The organism is Kitasatospora sp. NPDC056327, from assembly GCF_042261735.1.
In the GTDB taxonomy this organism is placed as follows: domain Bacteria; phylum Actinomycetota; class Actinomycetes; order Streptomycetales; family Streptomycetaceae; genus Kitasatospora.
Window position 1 is genome coordinate 1 of the sequence record NZ_JBHJRC010000213.1, and the last position, 14,384, is coordinate 14,384.

At 74.9% G+C, this 14,384-nt stretch carries 13 protein-coding genes; 6 read left to right on the forward strand and 7 right to left on the reverse strand.

From position 1 onward, the window contains the following. The first annotated feature begins 79 nt into the window (after positions 1–79). Complete coding sequence (locus ACFCX4_RS25960) at positions 80–1,342, forward strand: hypothetical protein (protein ID WP_376146900.1); 1,263 nt, start codon at positions 80–82, stop codon at positions 1,340–1,342. Between the two features lie 95 nt (positions 1,343–1,437). Here ACFCX4_RS25960 and ACFCX4_RS25965 read toward each other — a convergent pair whose 3' ends face one another. Beyond that, on the reverse strand, positions 1,438–1,587 hold the full coding sequence (locus tag ACFCX4_RS25965) for a hypothetical protein (RefSeq protein ID WP_376146903.1): 150 nt from the start codon (positions 1,585–1,587) through the stop codon (positions 1,438–1,440). Positions 1,588–1,756: 169 nt separating this feature from the next. Next, positions 1,757–2,728 (reverse strand): helix-turn-helix domain-containing protein, encoded by a 972-nt coding sequence (locus ACFCX4_RS25970; protein WP_376146906.1) that lies wholly within the window; start codon positions 2,726–2,728, stop codon positions 1,757–1,759. Positions 2,729–2,969: 241 nt separating this feature from the next. Here ACFCX4_RS25970 and ACFCX4_RS25975 point away from each other — a divergent pair, with 241 nt between their 5' ends. Continuing rightward, entirely contained in the window at positions 2,970–3,947 is a 978-nt protein-coding gene (locus ACFCX4_RS25975; protein WP_376146909.1) for a DUF4331 family protein, read from the forward strand. Positions 3,948–4,003: 56 nt separating this feature from the next. On the opposite strand, the gene ACFCX4_RS25980 is transcribed toward ACFCX4_RS25975, so the two are convergent. Further along, entirely contained in the window at positions 4,004–5,779 is a 1,776-nt protein-coding gene (locus tag ACFCX4_RS25980; RefSeq protein ID WP_376146912.1) for a hypothetical protein, read from the reverse strand. A gap of 190 nt (positions 5,780–5,969) precedes the next feature. Next, entirely contained in the window at positions 5,970–6,425 is a 456-nt protein-coding gene (locus ACFCX4_RS25985; protein ID WP_376146915.1) for a MarR family winged helix-turn-helix transcriptional regulator, read from the reverse strand. A 153-nt stretch (positions 6,426–6,578) separates the two neighbouring features. Between ACFCX4_RS25985 and ACFCX4_RS25990 the strand changes: the two genes are divergently transcribed. Continuing rightward, positions 6,579–8,087: an MFS transporter gene (locus ACFCX4_RS25990; protein WP_376146918.1), complete on the forward strand. Its 1,509-nt coding sequence runs from the start codon at positions 6,579–6,581 to the stop codon at positions 8,085–8,087. A 65-nt stretch (positions 8,088–8,152) separates the two neighbouring features. On the opposite strand, the gene ACFCX4_RS25995 is transcribed toward ACFCX4_RS25990, so the two are convergent. Then, entirely contained in the window at positions 8,153–8,680 is a 528-nt protein-coding gene (locus tag ACFCX4_RS25995) for a peptidylprolyl isomerase (protein ID WP_376146921.1), read from the reverse strand. Between the two features lie 245 nt (positions 8,681–8,925). On the opposite strand from ACFCX4_RS25995, the gene ACFCX4_RS26000 reads away from it, so the two are divergent. Further along, entirely contained in the window at positions 8,926–10,050 is a 1,125-nt protein-coding gene (locus tag ACFCX4_RS26000) for an RCC1 domain-containing protein (RefSeq protein ID WP_376146924.1), read from the forward strand. Between the two features lie 144 nt (positions 10,051–10,194). Here ACFCX4_RS26000 and ACFCX4_RS26005 read toward each other — a convergent pair whose 3' ends face one another. Both ACFCX4_RS26005 and ACFCX4_RS26010 read right to left on the reverse strand, forming a co-directional pair. After that, positions 10,195–10,686 carry a GNAT family N-acetyltransferase gene (locus tag ACFCX4_RS26005; protein WP_376146927.1) on the reverse strand — a complete coding sequence of 164 codons (492 nt, stop codon included), beginning with the start codon at positions 10,684–10,686 and terminating at the stop codon, positions 10,195–10,197. A gap of 126 nt (positions 10,687–10,812) precedes the next feature. Then, complete coding sequence (locus ACFCX4_RS26010) at positions 10,813–11,850, reverse strand: aldo/keto reductase (protein ID WP_376146930.1); 1,038 nt, start codon at positions 11,848–11,850, stop codon at positions 10,813–10,815. 92 nt (positions 11,851–11,942) lie between these two features. Between ACFCX4_RS26010 and ACFCX4_RS26015 the strand changes: the two genes are divergently transcribed. Then, positions 11,943–12,578 (forward strand): TetR/AcrR family transcriptional regulator, encoded by a 636-nt coding sequence (locus tag ACFCX4_RS26015; protein ID WP_376146933.1) that lies wholly within the window; start codon positions 11,943–11,945, stop codon positions 12,576–12,578. 180 nt (positions 12,579–12,758) lie between these two features. After that, entirely contained in the window at positions 12,759–14,255 is a 1,497-nt protein-coding gene (locus tag ACFCX4_RS26020) for an alpha/beta fold hydrolase (RefSeq protein WP_376146936.1), read from the forward strand. Positions 14,256–14,384: the final 129 nt, after the last annotated feature.

A 14,384-nucleotide genomic window follows, 5' to 3' on the forward strand; every position in this document is an offset into this window, starting at 1 on the left:
GGCGGTGGGAGGGAGCCACCGCCCGCCCGCCGCCGCTCCCGCTACCCTCGTCGGCGGACGGCCACTTCGGGAGCGGGCGATGGACGACGAGATACAGCTGATCAGCGACGGTGAGGGCCTGGCGGTGATCGGCGACCCGGCGGTGGTCGACCGGTTCCTCGCCGCGGAGGGGCTGCAGTCGGAGGATCTGGGACTGCACCGGCTCGGGCCGCTGCTGGACGCCGGGTCGGCGGCCGCGAGGCTGGGCTCGGACATGGCCGCCCACTCCGGCCGCTGGGTGAGGCTGAGCCGGGAGTCGGCGCAACTCATCGGGAAGTACGGCCTGCGGGAGAGCAGGAGGACGGGCCTCAGCACCGGTGTGGTCCGGGGGAAGAAGGGGCAGATCAGGGGATTCGTCGAGTTCGCGAAGTCCCCCCGGACGCTGCTGACCGGCCCGAAGGCGCTGGCCGGTGCCGCCGGGGTCATGGCGCAACTGGCGGCGAAGCAGCAGATGCGGGAGATCTCCGACTACCTCGACAGGATCGACGAGAAGGTCGACGACGTGCTGCGCGCCCAGAAGGACGCCGCGCTGTCGCGGGTGATCGGCGTGGGATTCGTGATCGAGGAGGTCCTGACCGTCCGGGAGGCACGGGGCAGGGTCGACGAGGTCACCTGGTCGAAGGTGCAGGACGCGCCGACGACCATCGCGGAGACCCAGGCCTACGCCCTGCGCCAACTGCAGGCGGTCGCCGAGAAACTGGAGCGCGGGAGCAGGGTCGGCGACCTCTCGGACACGGCCCGGGAGGTCGGACCGGTGATCCGGGAGTGGCTGGCCGTGCTGGCCCGGTGCGCCCAGTTGCAGGGTGCGATGGCCGTGCTCGAACTCGACCGGGTGCTGGACGCCTCACCGGACGAGCTGGACGCGCACCGCCTCGGGCTGAAGGCCGCCCGGCAGGAGCGGCTGGAGCACGTCGCGCGGACCACCGGGCGGCTGCTGGCCCGGATGGAGGCGGTGGCGGGGACCGCCAACGCGAAGGTGCTGCTGCACCCCGCCAAGTCTCCGGCACTGGTGGAGTCGAGCAATCAGGTGGCCGGCGCCGTGCACGATTTCCACGAGCGGCTCGGGATCGAGTCCGGCCGGGCGTCGGCGCGGACCCGCCGGTGGACGGACGCGGCGGCGGAGGCGAGGGACAAGGCACTGGAGACCGGGGCGAAGGGCGTCGGGGCCGCCAGGAACCTGGGCAACGACACCCTGGACCGTGCCGGGACGGCGGTCGGCCGGCTCTCGCTCGGGATCGCCGAGCGGGCGCGCCGCCGTCGAGCGGGTGAGGAACCCGGTGCCGAGGGGCAGGGCGGAGGCTGAGCGGATCGCACAGGAAGTCGGCCCCGCCGACTTCCTGTGCGGCCGGCTGCGCTTTCGGCTCTGGCCGCCGGGGCTGCGCCGGCGGCCGCGGTCGGCTACACGGCCGCCCAGGCGGTGTCACGGCGCCCCGCGGTGCCGCCCGGGCGGGTGGGGCGGCGGAGCGGGTTCGGGGTGTCGGGGGTGTGGTGCGGCGTCGCGTCGGGGGTCCTGGTGGGTACGACGGTGCGGCGGGCGGGCTCGTTCACGGTGGTGGGTCCTTCCATGGAGGGCCGGGAGAGTGGCGGCGCCCCGGGATTCGTGCTCCTCGTTCACGCGACCGGCCCGTTCGGTTGCGGGCCCGCCGTGCACTGACCACCGTAGGAGGGGAATCCCCGGGGGAACCGGCACCGCGTGCACAGCCGCCCCGCTGTCCGTCTACTCGCCGCCCGCGCTCCGCAGCGCCCCGATACGGTGCTCCCGGGGGGAGAGCCCGTAGGCGGCCTTGAAGGCCCGGCCGAAGTCGTCGGCGCGGGGGAGGCCGCAGCGGACGGCCACCGCGTGGATCGGCAGCTCGGCCAGCCCGGGATCCGCCAGTTCCCGGTGGGCCTTCTCCAGCCGGCGGCCCCGGATCCACGCGGCGACGGTCTCGCCCCGGCACTCCTGGCCGAACAGGCGGTGCAGGTAGCTGACGGAGATGTGGTGGGCGGCGGCGACCGTCGTCGGCGTCAGGGCGGGGTCGTGCAGGTGGTGGCGGATGTACGAGCGCACGCTCTCCACCAGGGCGGCGCGCCGGGCCTGCTCCGGCCGTACGGCCCCGGTGCCGATCTCCGCGGCCAGCCAGGTGGTCATGAGCGAGACCACGACCTCCCCGAGCCCGGCCGCCTCGGCGGGCCCCAGACAGGCGGCCTGGCGGTCCAGGCCCAGGAGGAACTCCGTGAGCAGCGCGCCCGATCCCGTCCGGCCGGACAGTCTCCGGCCGAGCAGGTCGTGCAGCCGGTGCGGGGGCACCGGCAGCAGCGACTGGGGGATGTCGACGCCCACGCCCTCGACCCGGGGCTGTCCCGCGACGGTGCCGAAGACCTTGGTGTCGTACGGGTGCGAGCTGTCGATCAGCGCCAGGTCGCCCGGCCCGAACGTCTCCCGCTGGTCCTCGCCGCGCTTCAGCGCGTGGACGCCGGAGGTGACCATGGTGAGGTGGTACAGCTCGGGCCCGGCGGCGCGGCGCACCCGGCGCTCGTCGCGCCGGAAGCGGGCGGAGGGGAAGGACGTCCGGAGGAGGACGACCGGCCCCAGCTCCGTCCGGCGGAGCCGCGCCGCGAAGTCGGCGGCGTGAACGCTGGTCGCGTCGCAGTCCCGGGTTCTCGCCAGCGTGTCGCGCCAGTGCTCGAAGCCGTCCTCCGTGGACATCCGCTCCTCCCGCGGAGCGCCCCGCATCACCATCGACGTACCCTCCACTGGAGCCGTGTCCCCCGCCGTGCCGAGAAGGCCTCCGAGCCCGGATCATCCACCGCGCGGCAACCCCGGGCAAGCGGGTGTACGAACCATCCGGTGGCCGCGCCCGCCCGGTCGTGCGCCGATCGGCGGACGGGCGCCCGCCCCGCGGGTGTCCTCCGCGTTCCGCCCCGTGGGGGCTGGTAGCTGTTCGCCCATGTCCCACCACCTCAGCGGACCGAACCTCCGCTCACCCCGCGGCGACGCCCGGCTCGACCTGACCGACCTGTTCGCCTTCCCGTCCGCCGACACCCCCGGCAGCACCGTCCTGATCATGAACGTGCACCCGTACGCCTCCGCCGGCGGGGGGCCGGGGTTCCACCCGTCCGCCGTCTACCGGATCAACGTCGACAACGACGGCGACGACCGCGCGGACGTCGCCTACTCGGTCACCTTCTCCGGGCCGACGGACGGGCAGCAGCTCGTCACCGTCCGCCGCGCCTCGGGCGGGGCGGCACGCCACCACGACGACGTGGGCACCGTCCTGTTCGGCGACGTGCCGGTGACCGTCGGGGACGCGCCGCACGTCGTCGCGTCCAACGGCTTCAAGTTCGCGGTCGGCCTGCGCAGCGACCCGTTCTTCGCCGATCTGGAGGGGATCGTCCACGACTTCACCTGGACCGGGCGGGACGCGATGGCGGACGCCAACGTCTACGGCATCGCGCTGGAGGTCCCGGACGCCGACCTGGGGCCGGAACCGACCGTCGGGATCTGGGCGCGGGTCAGTCTCCGCACCGAGGCCGGGCTGGTCTCCGTCGACCGGGGCGCCCACCCCTCGCTGACCGCGTACTTCAACGCGGAGGAGGTCAAGGACGCGTACAACGCGGGCGAGCCGGCCGACGACTGGGACACCTACCGCGAGGCCTGGACGGCCGTCCTCCAGCACACCGGCGACTACACCACCGACGCCGCCACCGAGACGCTGAAGCTCGTCCTCCCCGACGTCCTCCGCTACGACCGCTCCCGCCCGGCGGTCTACCCCAACGGCCGGACCCTCACCGACGACGTGACGTCCGCCCGCCTCACGATGGTCTCCGGCGGCAAGATCACCACTGACCACATCCCCCCGCACACCGACCTGCTCGCGGACTTCCCCCACCTCGGACGCCCCCACCCCGTCCCGCCGGCGGCGTAGCCGGGCGCCCGCTCCGCCGGGGGCGGCGGCCCGCACCCGGCGGAGGGGCCGGACGCCTACAGCTCCCGGACGTGCGGCGGGTTGCCGGTGGAGACGGAGAGCCGTGCCTGCTGGACCTGCAGGTCGGCGTTGCGGACGATCACCCCGGTGTCCCTGGCCATCGAGACGCTCGCGCCGCCGAAGGCGACCGAGATGCCGTCGCCGAAGGTGACCCACTTCTTGAAGTCGTTGATCCCGGAGAAGACGATCCGGTCCGGCAGGGTGACGAGCAGCGGCCGGCCCTCGTGGCTCACCCTCACCCCGCCGTCGACCCTGAGCGGGCCCGTCACCCGGGCCTGGCCGGTGTGCAGCTCGTTCAGGTCGGCCTTCCCGGCGGCGACCACCCCCGGGCCGCTGCCGCCGTCGCGGTGGACCCGGACGCCCTCCGCGGGGAAGTCGATCCAGCCGTCGTCGGTGCCGCGCCCCTGGACCCACTTGGTGTTGACGCCGGTGACGTCGGCCTTGTCGGCGTGCACGGTGCCCCAGGCCGCGGTGCCGTGCTTGCGGACGTTCACGCCGTCCTGCGGGAACTCGATCCAGCCCCGGCCGCCGTCGCGGTCGCCCACCCAGGTGGTGTTGAGGCCCTGGAGGTCGGCGGTCCCGGCGGTCAGGGTGCCGAGGGCCTCGGTGCCGTCGCGGTGGAGGGTGGCGCCGGCCCCGGTGAACCCGAGCCAGCCCTGACCGGCGGAACGGCCGCCCGCCCACTGGGTGTTGACGCCCTCGACGTCGGCCCGGGCGGCGGTGAGGACGCCCGGGACGCTGGTCGGGCCCTGGTAGACGTCGATGCCGTGCGGGGAGAAGAAGATCCACCCCTCGTCGTTGTTCCGTGCCTGGACCAGCCTGGTGATCACCTTGTCGACGTCGGCCCGGCCGGCCTTCACCCGGCCCGGGTCACCCTGCGGGTCGGCCGCGACACCGATGCCGTCCTCGGTGAAGGTGACGCGGCCCTTGCGCTCGGGCCCCTCGACCCACGGGGTGCGCGTCCCGGCGGCGAAGCCGGGGACCAGCGCGTGCACGGTGACGGTGAGGAAGTACCCCCGCTGCTGGTCCTGGCCGCCGGGACGCTTGGCGACCAGGGTGTACGTGGTGCCGCGCGCGGGCGCCGCGGTGGACCAGTCGTACTCCCCGTGCGCCGCCGGGACTCCCGGAGCGGCCGGCGGCACGCGGTGCAGCTCGCCCCCCGAGGCGTCGAGGATCCGGTAGTCGAGGTCGTTCGGGCCGTCCCACCTCAGGCGGAGCGGCTCGTTGGCGTCGCCGTCCAGCAGGTGCTTCTCGGCGCGGAAGTTGCGCGGCACCGCCGGGGTCTGCTTGGCGAAGCCGAGGGTGGTGGTGGAGACGGCGGCCGTGACGGGCCGCTTGTCGTCGCCCTCGCCGGCCGTCTCGTTGATGTCCAGGAGCACCAGGCCGGCGCCCTCGGAGACCGGGAAGCCCTCCAGCTTCAGGACGAGGCCCTCGCGGCTGTCCAGGATCGTGTACTTCTGGTTGACGTTCGGCGGCGGTACGAAGGTGGCCCGGAAGTGGCCCGCCTGGGCGTCCCAGGTGAAGGTCAGGGCGTCGTCGAACGGCGTCGGCCTGGTCCGCTCGATGCTCGTGGTCACCGTGGAGGGGTCGTCCGTCAGGTCCGAGGAGAGCGGTGTGATCGGCAGCTCCACGTCGATGGACCTCAGGTGCACCGGCGAGCGGTGGGTGTTGGTGGCGATGATCCAGACCGTCGCCACGGACGGTTCGCCGGGCAGCGAGGCCCGGAGCGACGACGGGTCCGTGACGATCTGGTAGTTCAGCAAGGACGGCACGGTGCGGACTCCCTACCTCGGTGGCCCGCGCGCTGCGCGCGGGCGACGGAACGGGTGCCGACAGGCCCGTCGACCGTACGCACCGACCCGCCCCCCGGGGGCCGCGATTCCACCGAGTCGGCCCGAAGCGGACGTTCGCCTGGCCGGAACGGGGGAGCGGCCGCCCCGGGAGGGGTGCCGGTGGCGGGGGCTACGGGCGGGGCCAGGCGCGGCCGTCGATGTGCTCGATGCCGGTGTTGAAGCGGCGCAGGTAGGCGGCGAACTCGGCGACGTCCTCCTGCGGCCAGTCGGCCATGACCTGGTCGAGGGCGCGGACGTGGGCCTCGCGCTCCTCGGTGAGGCGGCGGCGGCCCTCCTCGGTGAGGCGGAACTTGCGGGCCATGCCGCCCTCGGGATCGGGGATGCGTTCCAGCAGGCCGGCGCGCTTGAGCGCGGCGGTCTGGCGGTTGAGGGTGGAGACGTCCAGGCCGAAGGCGTCGCTGAGCTGGCCGATGGACATCGGGCCCTGGACGTCGACGCGGCTGAGCAGGATGTAGGCGCTGCGTTCGAGCTGGCTGCCCTCGGGCCGGGCGCTGACCTGGCTCAGGTCGCGGTGGCGGGCGAACACCAGGAACTCCAACGCGACCTGGTGGGTGGGGCTGGCCATGGCTGAGTCCCTTCTGGCCGCTTGACCTGCGGTTTCCCGTGGCACTCCAGTATGCCAGAGAGTGTGCGCTGCACATGATGTGCAAGCCGCACATTGCGGGAGTATGCTGACCGAGTTGTGCGTCATGCACATCCTGTGTGAAGTGCATGCAGGATGCCGGCCGCACAGGTCCGCCCCCCCAGCTGCCGACATCCGAGGAGGCCCGTCATCAACGGCCCCGCCCCCGCCCTCCGCACCGGTCCGATCGTGGCGGTGCTCGCGTTCACCGGCACCGTCGCCGCGATCATGCAGACCCTGGTGACCCCGCTGATCAGCGAGCTGCCCCAGCTCCTGCACACCACCGCCTCCAACGCCTCCTGGGTCATCACCGCGACCCTGCTCTCCGCCGCCGTGTTCGTCCCCATCAGCGGTCGCCTGGGCGACCTGCTGGGCAAGCGGACCATGCTCATCGCCTCCTGCGTCCCCCTGCTGCTCGGCTCGGTGCTGTGCGCGACGTCCTCCTCGGTGGTGCCGATGATCATCGGCCGGGCCCTCCAGGGCATGGGCATGGGCCTGGTGCCGATCGGCATCAGCCTGCTGCGCGACGTCCTGCCGGTCGAACGGCTCGGCTCGGCCATCGCGCTGGTCAGCGCCTCCATGGGCATCGGCGGCGGACTCGGTCTGCCGATCGCCGCCGCCGTCGCCGAGTACGCCAGCTGGCGGGTGCTGTTCTGGGGCACCGCCGCGCTGACCGTGGTGATCATCGGGATGCTCTGGCGGATCGTGCCCGCCGGCGAGTCCCGCCCCGCCGGCGGCGGGCGCTTCGACTTCGTCGGCGCCGCCGGTCTCAGCATCGGCCTGGTCTGCCTGCTGCTGCCCGTCTCCAAGGGCGGCGACTGGAGCTGGGGCAGCAGCCGCACGCTCGGCCTGTTCGCCGCCGCCGTCGCCGTCCTGATCCTCTGGGCCTACTGGGAGCTGCGGACCACCGACCCGCTGGTGGACCTGCGGGTCACCGCCCGCCCGCGGGTGCTGCTCACCAACCTCGCCTCCGTGCTGGTCGGCTTCGGCATGTACGCCCAGGCGCTGGTGATGCCGCAGCTGCTCCGGCTGCCGGAGGCCACCGGCTACGGGCTGGGGCAGTCGATGCTGGCGATGGGCCTGTGGATGGCGCCCGGCGGGCTGATGATGATGGTCGTCTCGCCACTGGGCGGCAAGCTCTCGACCGCGCGCGGCCCCAAGTTCACGCTGGTCGTCGGCGCGTTCACGATCGCCGCCGGATACGCGCTGGCGCTGCCGCTGATGGGCTCCACCTGGGGCCTGCTGGTCGCCGGGATCGTCTCCAACAGCGGTGTGGGCCTCGCCTACGGCGCCATGCCGGCGCTGATCATGAGCGCGGTGCCGCTCTCGGCGACCGCCTCGGCGAACAGCTTCAACACCCTGATGCGCTCGCTGGGCACCTCGGTGTCCGCCGCGGTGGTGGGTGTGGTGCTCTCCCAGATGACCACCGACCTGGGCGGCTTCACCCTGCCCGCGGAGAGCGGCTTCCGGGTCAGCCTGGTGCTCGGCTGCGGCGTCGCCCTGGTCGCGGCCGCCGTCGCCGCGGCCATTCCGGGGCCGCCCGCCGCCAAGCCGCGGTCGGTGCCCGCGGCGCCGCGGGCCGAGGGCGCTCCGGCCGCGCGCTGAGCGTACCGAAGGCCCGCACTCCGTCCGGGGGTGCGGGCCTTCGCGCTGCCCGGGTGCGGCCGGTGTCAGCGGGTCCCGACGACGACCTTCTCGATCACCACGTCCTCCACCGGGCGGTCGTTGCGGGGGTTGACGTCCACGGAGGCGATCGCGTCGACGACCTTCCGGCCGGCCTCGTCGGCGACCTCGCCGAAGATGGTGTGCTTGCCGGTGAGCCAGGTGGTCGGTCCGACGGTGACGAAGAACTGGGAGCCGTTGGTGCCCGGACCGGCGTTGGCCATGGCCAGCAGGTACGGCTTGGTGAACGCCAGGTCGGGGTGGAACTCGTCCGCGAACTTGTAGCCGGGACCGCCCGTGCCGTTCCCCAGGGGGTCGCCGCCCTGGATCATGAAGCCCTCGATGACCCGGTGGAAGACCGTGCCGTCGTACAGCGGCGCGTTGCTCGGCTGCCCGGTGCCGGGATCGATCCACTGCCGTTCGCCCGTGGCGAGTTCCACGAAGTTCTTGACGGTCCGGGGGGCGTGGTCCGGCAGCAGCCGGATCACGATGTCGCCCTTGTTGGTCTTCAGCGTCGCGTACAGCTCTTCCGCCATCTCGATCCTCCGGTCGTGGGCCGGGGTGGCCCCGCTCCTGGTGACCCGGACAGTCTCCGGGCGGGCCGCGGCTCCCCGGGGGCGGCGACACGGCAACTCACCCGCAGGGGTGACGCGGTGTCGAACGGGCGTCCGTGCCGGGCCGTGCCGCCGGGGAGCCGGGCGTGTCCGGTGAGCCGGGCGGCGGGGCAGCGGCGATCGTGTTCCTGACAGAGCCCGTCACCCGACACCGTTCAGGAGAGCCGATGGACAGACGACTGAAGTCCTGGGGGAACAACCGCGCCGGGCAGCTGGGGGACGGCACCTGGGCCGACGTCCGCACCGCGGCCACCGCCGTGCTCGGGCTGACCGGCCGGGAGGTGCTGAGGATCGCGGCGGGCGGGGCGGGCGCGGCGACCGGTCACGGCCTGGCGCTGCTGACCGACCGGACGGTGGTCGCCTGGGGGTCCAACGGCTCTGGCCAGCTCGGGGACGGTTCGCTGCACGGTCACAACGCGCCCGCGCCGGTGCTCCGTCTGTCCGACGTCACCGCCATCGCCGCCGGCGGCACGCACAGCCTCGCGCTGCTCGCCGACCGGACGGTGGTCGCCTGGGGGCAGAACGCCCACGGGCAGCTCGGCAACGGCGACACCGCCGACAGCGGCGTCCCGGTCCGGGTGGGCGGCGGCCTCTACCCGGTCGTCGCGATCGCGGCCGGCCTCAACCACAGTCTGGCGCTGTGCGAGGACGGCCGGGTGTGGGCCTGGGGGCACAACGGCAACGGCCAGCTCGGCGACGGGAGTTCGTCCGCGCGCAACGTGCCGGCGCCGGTCGGCGGCCTGACCGGGGTGACCCTGATCGCGGCCGGGGCCAACCACAGTCTCGCCCTGGTCGGGGCGCCGGCCACCGCCACCCGGACGAACGGCGGCAGCGTGGTGAAGGCCTGGGGGCACAACGCCGCCGGGCAGTTGGGCGACCACACCACCATCAACCGCTTCACCCCGGTCGAGGTGCGGGACGGCTGGGCCGACGGGGTCGCACGGCTCGCGGCGGGCGGCAACCACAGCATCGCCGTCGGCGGCGGGGAGTTCCGGCTCAAGGCCTGGGGCCAGAACGCCTCGGGTCAGATCGGCGACGGCACCACCGCCTTCCGGGTCACCCCCGTCGAGGTGCCGGGCCTCAGTGGCGTCGTCTCGGTGGCGGGCGGGCGGGAGCACACCGTCGTCCTGCTCGACGACCGGACGGTCCGCTCCTGGGGCGGGAACCGTTCCGGCCAGCTCGGTGACGGCACCACCAGCGACCGGAGCGTCCCGGTGGCCGCCCTCACCGTGCCGACCGGCGCGGACCGGATCGCCGCCCCGATCGGCGGGGACTTCAGCCTGGCCCACTGAGGTCGCCGCGGAGCGCGGCCGCCGTCCGGGTCCGGATCCGCCGCCGGTGCTCCGCCGCCGGTGCTCCGCGGCGGGGTGCCGGGGCGGTACGCGGGGAAGCCCGTGGGACGTCCCGCGGGCCTCCCCGGCCTCGCGCCGCTCCGGTCAGCCGGCGGACAGCGGCCTGGCCATCAGGACCTCGTGGCCCGTGCCGTCCGGGAGGGGGTCGCCCGGCTCACCGGTGTCGGTGAAGCCGGCGCGCTCGTAGAGGGCGATCGCGTGCGGGTTGCGGGGCATCACGGCGAGGCGCAGGACCGGGAACCCCCGCTCCGCCGCCCACCGCGCGACCTCGCCGATCAGCCGGGCGCCGACGCCCCGGCCGCGCGCGTCCGGGCCCACCCACATGGAGAGCAGCTCGGCGTACCCGTCCCCGGGTGCGCCGGTGGCCATGCCGGCGGGCACGCCGTCGACGAACGCCACCAGGTCGAGGGCGCCGGGGATCTCCAGGCGGGAGCGCCAGCGCTCCTCGCGGTCGCCCTCGCCCTGCCAGTCGGCGAGGCGGGAGCCGAAGGCGTACGGCGCCTCGGCCAGGGCGGCCAGGCGCAGCTCGCGCCAGAGGGGCCAGTCGTCGGAGGTCAGCATGCGCAGTTCGATCACGGTGTCGACGATGCCCGGCCGCGGGCCGCCCTGACAAGCGGATTTGCCCCGACGGGCGCCGCGCCGCGGCCTCCCCACGACACTGCCGCCACCGCTGCCGCCCCCGCCGCCCGGCCCGCCGGGCGGTCAGCCCGCGAGCGGCGGGGCGAGGCGGGCGAAGGCCTCCTGGCGACGGTACGGGAAGTAGGGGTACGGCGCGGTGCGGCTGCTCGCGGCGTCCAGGCGGGCGACCTGTTCGGGAGTCAGCTCCCAGCCCACCGCGCCCAGGTTCTGCCGCAGCTGGTGCTCGTCGCGGGCGCCGATGATGACGGAGGAGACGGTGGGCCGGCGCAGCAGCCAGTTGATCGCCACCTGGGGGACGCTGCGGCCGGTCTCCCCGGCGATCGCGTCGAGCACGTCGACGACGTCGTACATCAGCTCGTCGTCGACCGGCGGGCCGAAGCCGGCGGTGTCGTGCAGCCGGCTGCCGGGCGGCAGCGGGGTGCCGCGGCGGATCCGTCCGGTGAGGCGGCCCCAGCCCAGCGGGCTCCAGACCAGGGCGCCGACGCCCTGGTCGGCGCCGAGCGGCATCAGCTCCCACTCGTAGTCCCGGCCGACGAGGGAGTAGTAGACCTGGTGGGCGACGTAGCGGGGGCGGGCGTCGCGGTCGGCCGCGGCGAGGGACTTCATCAGCTGCCAGCCGGAGAAGTTGGAGACGCCGGTGTAGCGGACCTTGCCGGCCCGGACGAGGTCGTCGAGGGTGGCGAGCACCTCCTCGACGGGGGTGGCGGCGTCGAAGGCGTGCAGCTGGAAGAGGTCGAGGTAGTCGGTGCCGAGGCGGCGCAGGGCGGCGTCGACCGCGGTGACCAGGCGGGCGCGGGAGGTGCCGGCGTCGTTCGGGCCGTCCCCGGTGGGGAGGCCGGCCTTGGTGGAGATCAGCACCCGGTCGCGGCGGCCCTTGACCGCCCGGCCGAGGACCTCCTCGGAGGCGCCGTCGGAGTAGACGTCGGCGGAGTCGAAGAGGGTGAGGCCGGCGTCGATGGCGATGTCGAGCAGGCGGCGGGCGCCGGCGGCGTCGGTGTCGCCCCAGGCGCCGAAGAGCGGGCCACGGCCGCCGAAGGTGCCGGTGCCGAGGGAGAGGGCGGGGACGGTGAGGCCGGACGCGCCGAGGCGGCGGTACTCCATGGAAGGATCCCTTCACTAACGGGACTGTTGTGCCGTTAAGATGACTGGACCCTAGCACTCCCGCTGGCGCTAATGGAACCGGAGTCCCGTTAATGACCGAATCGACCTCTCCCGCCCCGTCCGGATCGGGCATGCTGCGGCCCGGGGGCCGCACCGCCCGGGTCCGCGGCGCCGTGCTGCGGGCCGCCGAGGACGCGCTCGTCGAGGCGGGCTTCGCCGGGCTCGACCTCGGCGACGTCGCCCGGCGGGCCGAGGTCGGCCGCACCACCGTGTACCGGCGCTGGGGCTCGGCCGGCGCGCTGCTCGCCGACGTGCTCGCCGACATGGCCGAGCAGTCGCTCCCGCGCTCGCGCACCGGCTCCCTCCGCGAGGACCTTCGCGCCAACGCCCACCTCGTCCGGCGCACCCTCGCCGACCCCCGCCAGGGGGCGCTGTTCCGGGCCGTCCTCGTCGCCGGTGCCTGCGACCCGGCCGCCGCCGAGGCCCTGCACCGCTTCTACCGGATCCGGCTGGACGAGTGGGCGCCGTGCGTGACGGAGGCCGTCGGGCGCGGTGAAATCCCGCCCGGCACCGACCCGCGCGAGGTCGTCCGGGCCGTCTCCGCCCCGCTCTACCACCGCATGCTGACCTCGGCCGACCCGCTCGACGAGGCCGCCGCCGACCGGGCCGCCGACGCGGCTCTCGCCGCCGCGAGGGCGGGCGCGTTCGTGTCCCCGCCGGCGGGCTGAACCCTGACCCGCGCCCCTGAGCGGGGGCTCGGGGGCGGTGGGACCCAGGGCCCACCCGGGCGCGTCCTCCTACGCCGGGCGGCGGAGCACCGTCCCATCCCGGCGCAGGAGGGGTGAGGGGCCCGCCGGGCCCGAGACTGGAGTCGATCGAGGACAGCGGATCTGCACAGAGGGACGGGCATGGCACTGCGCGACGGACGGACGATTTCCCTGCTGACGGTCGGGGCGGCGACGGCCCTGCTCACCGCCCTCGCACCGGCGACGGCGTTCGCGGGCGACGGGGAGCCGCTGCGGGGGTACGAGCGGCAGAAGCTCCGCTGGGAGGCGTGCGAGGGGAGCGGGACGGCCGGTTCCGAGTGCGCGGACGTCACGGTGCCGCTGGACTACGCGGACCCCGGCGGCCGCACGATCGGCCTCGCGGTCTCGCGGATCAGGGCGACCGACGCGAAGCAGCGGCGCGGCGTGCTGCTGATGAACCCGGGCGGGCCGGGCCAGTCGGGTCTCGGCATGCCCGCGGAGATGCAGCCGCTGCTGTCGGCGGAGGTCCGGGCCCGCTACGACCTGGTCGGCTTCGACCCCCGCGGGGTGGGGCGCAGCTCGCCGATCGGGTGCGGTCTGACGCCCGCCGAGCAGGCCCCCTTCCACCCCTACGACACGGCGACGTTCGCCGCGGACGTGGCCTGGGCCCGGACGGTGGCCGACAAGTGCCGGGCCAAGGCCGGGGACACGCTGCCGCACATCACCACCCGCAACACGGCCCGGGACATGGACGTCGTCCGGGCGGCGCTGGGCGAGCGGAGGATCTCCTACTACGGGTACTCGTACGGCACCTACCTGGGCGCCGTCTACACCCAGATGTTCCCCCGGCGCGCGGACCGGTTCGTGCTGGACAGCGCGCTCGACCCGGCGCTCGCCTGGCGGGGGACGCTCCGCGCGACCGCGCCGGCGGCCGAACTCGCCTTCACCCGGTGGACCGAGTGGGCCGCCGCCCGCCACGCCGAGTACGGGCTGGGCGCCACCCCGGCGGAGGTCCGGAAGGCGTTCTGGGACCTCGTGGCGCACGCCGACCGCACGCCCGTTCCGGTGGAGGGCGGGGCGCTCAGCGGTGACGCCATCCGGTCCGCGTACGCCGGATTCGTCCGGGTCGAGGCCGTCACCCCCTGGATCGTCGCGCTCAGGGCGGCGGCCGCGGGCGGCCCGGCCGTGGCCGCCGCCGGGGAGGGCGGGAGCCGGGCCGGGGAGGCGCCGGCCGCCGGGACGGACAACCCGGCCGCCGTGACGTGGGCCCTGTTCTGCGGCGAGGGCCGCGACTGGCCGCGCGACCCCGAGCAGTACCGCCGCGACGCGGTCCGCGACCGGGCCCGGTACCCGCTGGCCGGTGACCTCGGCGCGACCGTCCAGCCCTGCGCGTTCTGGAAGCGGCAGGCCGCCGAGCCGGCCACCGTGGTGGACAACGGCGCCGAGGCGCTGATCGTGCAGAACCAGTGGGACGTGCAGACGACCCCCGCGACGGCGCAGGGCATGCGGCGGGCACTGCACGGATCCCGGATGATCACGGTGGCCGACGGCGTGGGCCACGGCGTGGTGCCGGCCGGCCCGTCCTGCGCGAGCGCCGACATCGACCGCTACCTGACCACCGGCCGGCTGCCCGCCGCCGACCGGACCTGCCACGGCTGAGCCGCTGAAGCCGGTCCGCCGCGGCCGGTCCGTCGCGGCGGGCGGGCGCGGCGGTCGGGCGGCGGCCCCCCCGGCGCAGCGCCCCGCCCCCCGGGGGGGGGGGGCGGCGATGTAATCCCCGGCCGCGGC

Coding starts and splice junctions, on each gene's coding strand:
- ACFCX4_RS25960 (WP_376146900.1), top strand. CDS start 80: ATGGACGACGAGATACAGCTGATCAGCGACGGTGAGGGCCTGGCGGTG.
- ACFCX4_RS25970 (WP_376146906.1), bottom strand. CDS start 2,728: ATGTCCACGGAGGACGGCTTCGAGCACTGGCGCGACACGCTGGCGAGA.
- ACFCX4_RS25975 (WP_376146909.1), top strand. CDS start 2,970: ATGTCCCACCACCTCAGCGGACCGAACCTCCGCTCACCCCGCGGCGAC.
- ACFCX4_RS25985 (WP_376146915.1), bottom strand. CDS start 6,425: ATGGCCAGCCCCACCCACCAGGTCGCGTTGGAGTTCCTGGTGTTCGCC.
- ACFCX4_RS25990 (WP_376146918.1), top strand. CDS start 6,579: ATGCCGGCCGCACAGGTCCGCCCCCCCAGCTGCCGACATCCGAGGAGG.
- ACFCX4_RS25995 (WP_376146921.1), bottom strand. CDS start 8,680: ATGGCGGAAGAGCTGTACGCGACGCTGAAGACCAACAAGGGCGACATC.
- ACFCX4_RS26000 (WP_376146924.1), top strand. CDS start 8,926: ATGGACAGACGACTGAAGTCCTGGGGGAACAACCGCGCCGGGCAGCTG.
- ACFCX4_RS26010 (WP_376146930.1), bottom strand. CDS start 11,850: ATGGAGTACCGCCGCCTCGGCGCGTCCGGCCTCACCGTCCCCGCCCTC.
- ACFCX4_RS26015 (WP_376146933.1), top strand. CDS start 11,943: ATGACCGAATCGACCTCTCCCGCCCCGTCCGGATCGGGCATGCTGCGG.
- ACFCX4_RS26020 (WP_376146936.1), top strand. CDS start 12,759: ATGGCACTGCGCGACGGACGGACGATTTCCCTGCTGACGGTCGGGGCG.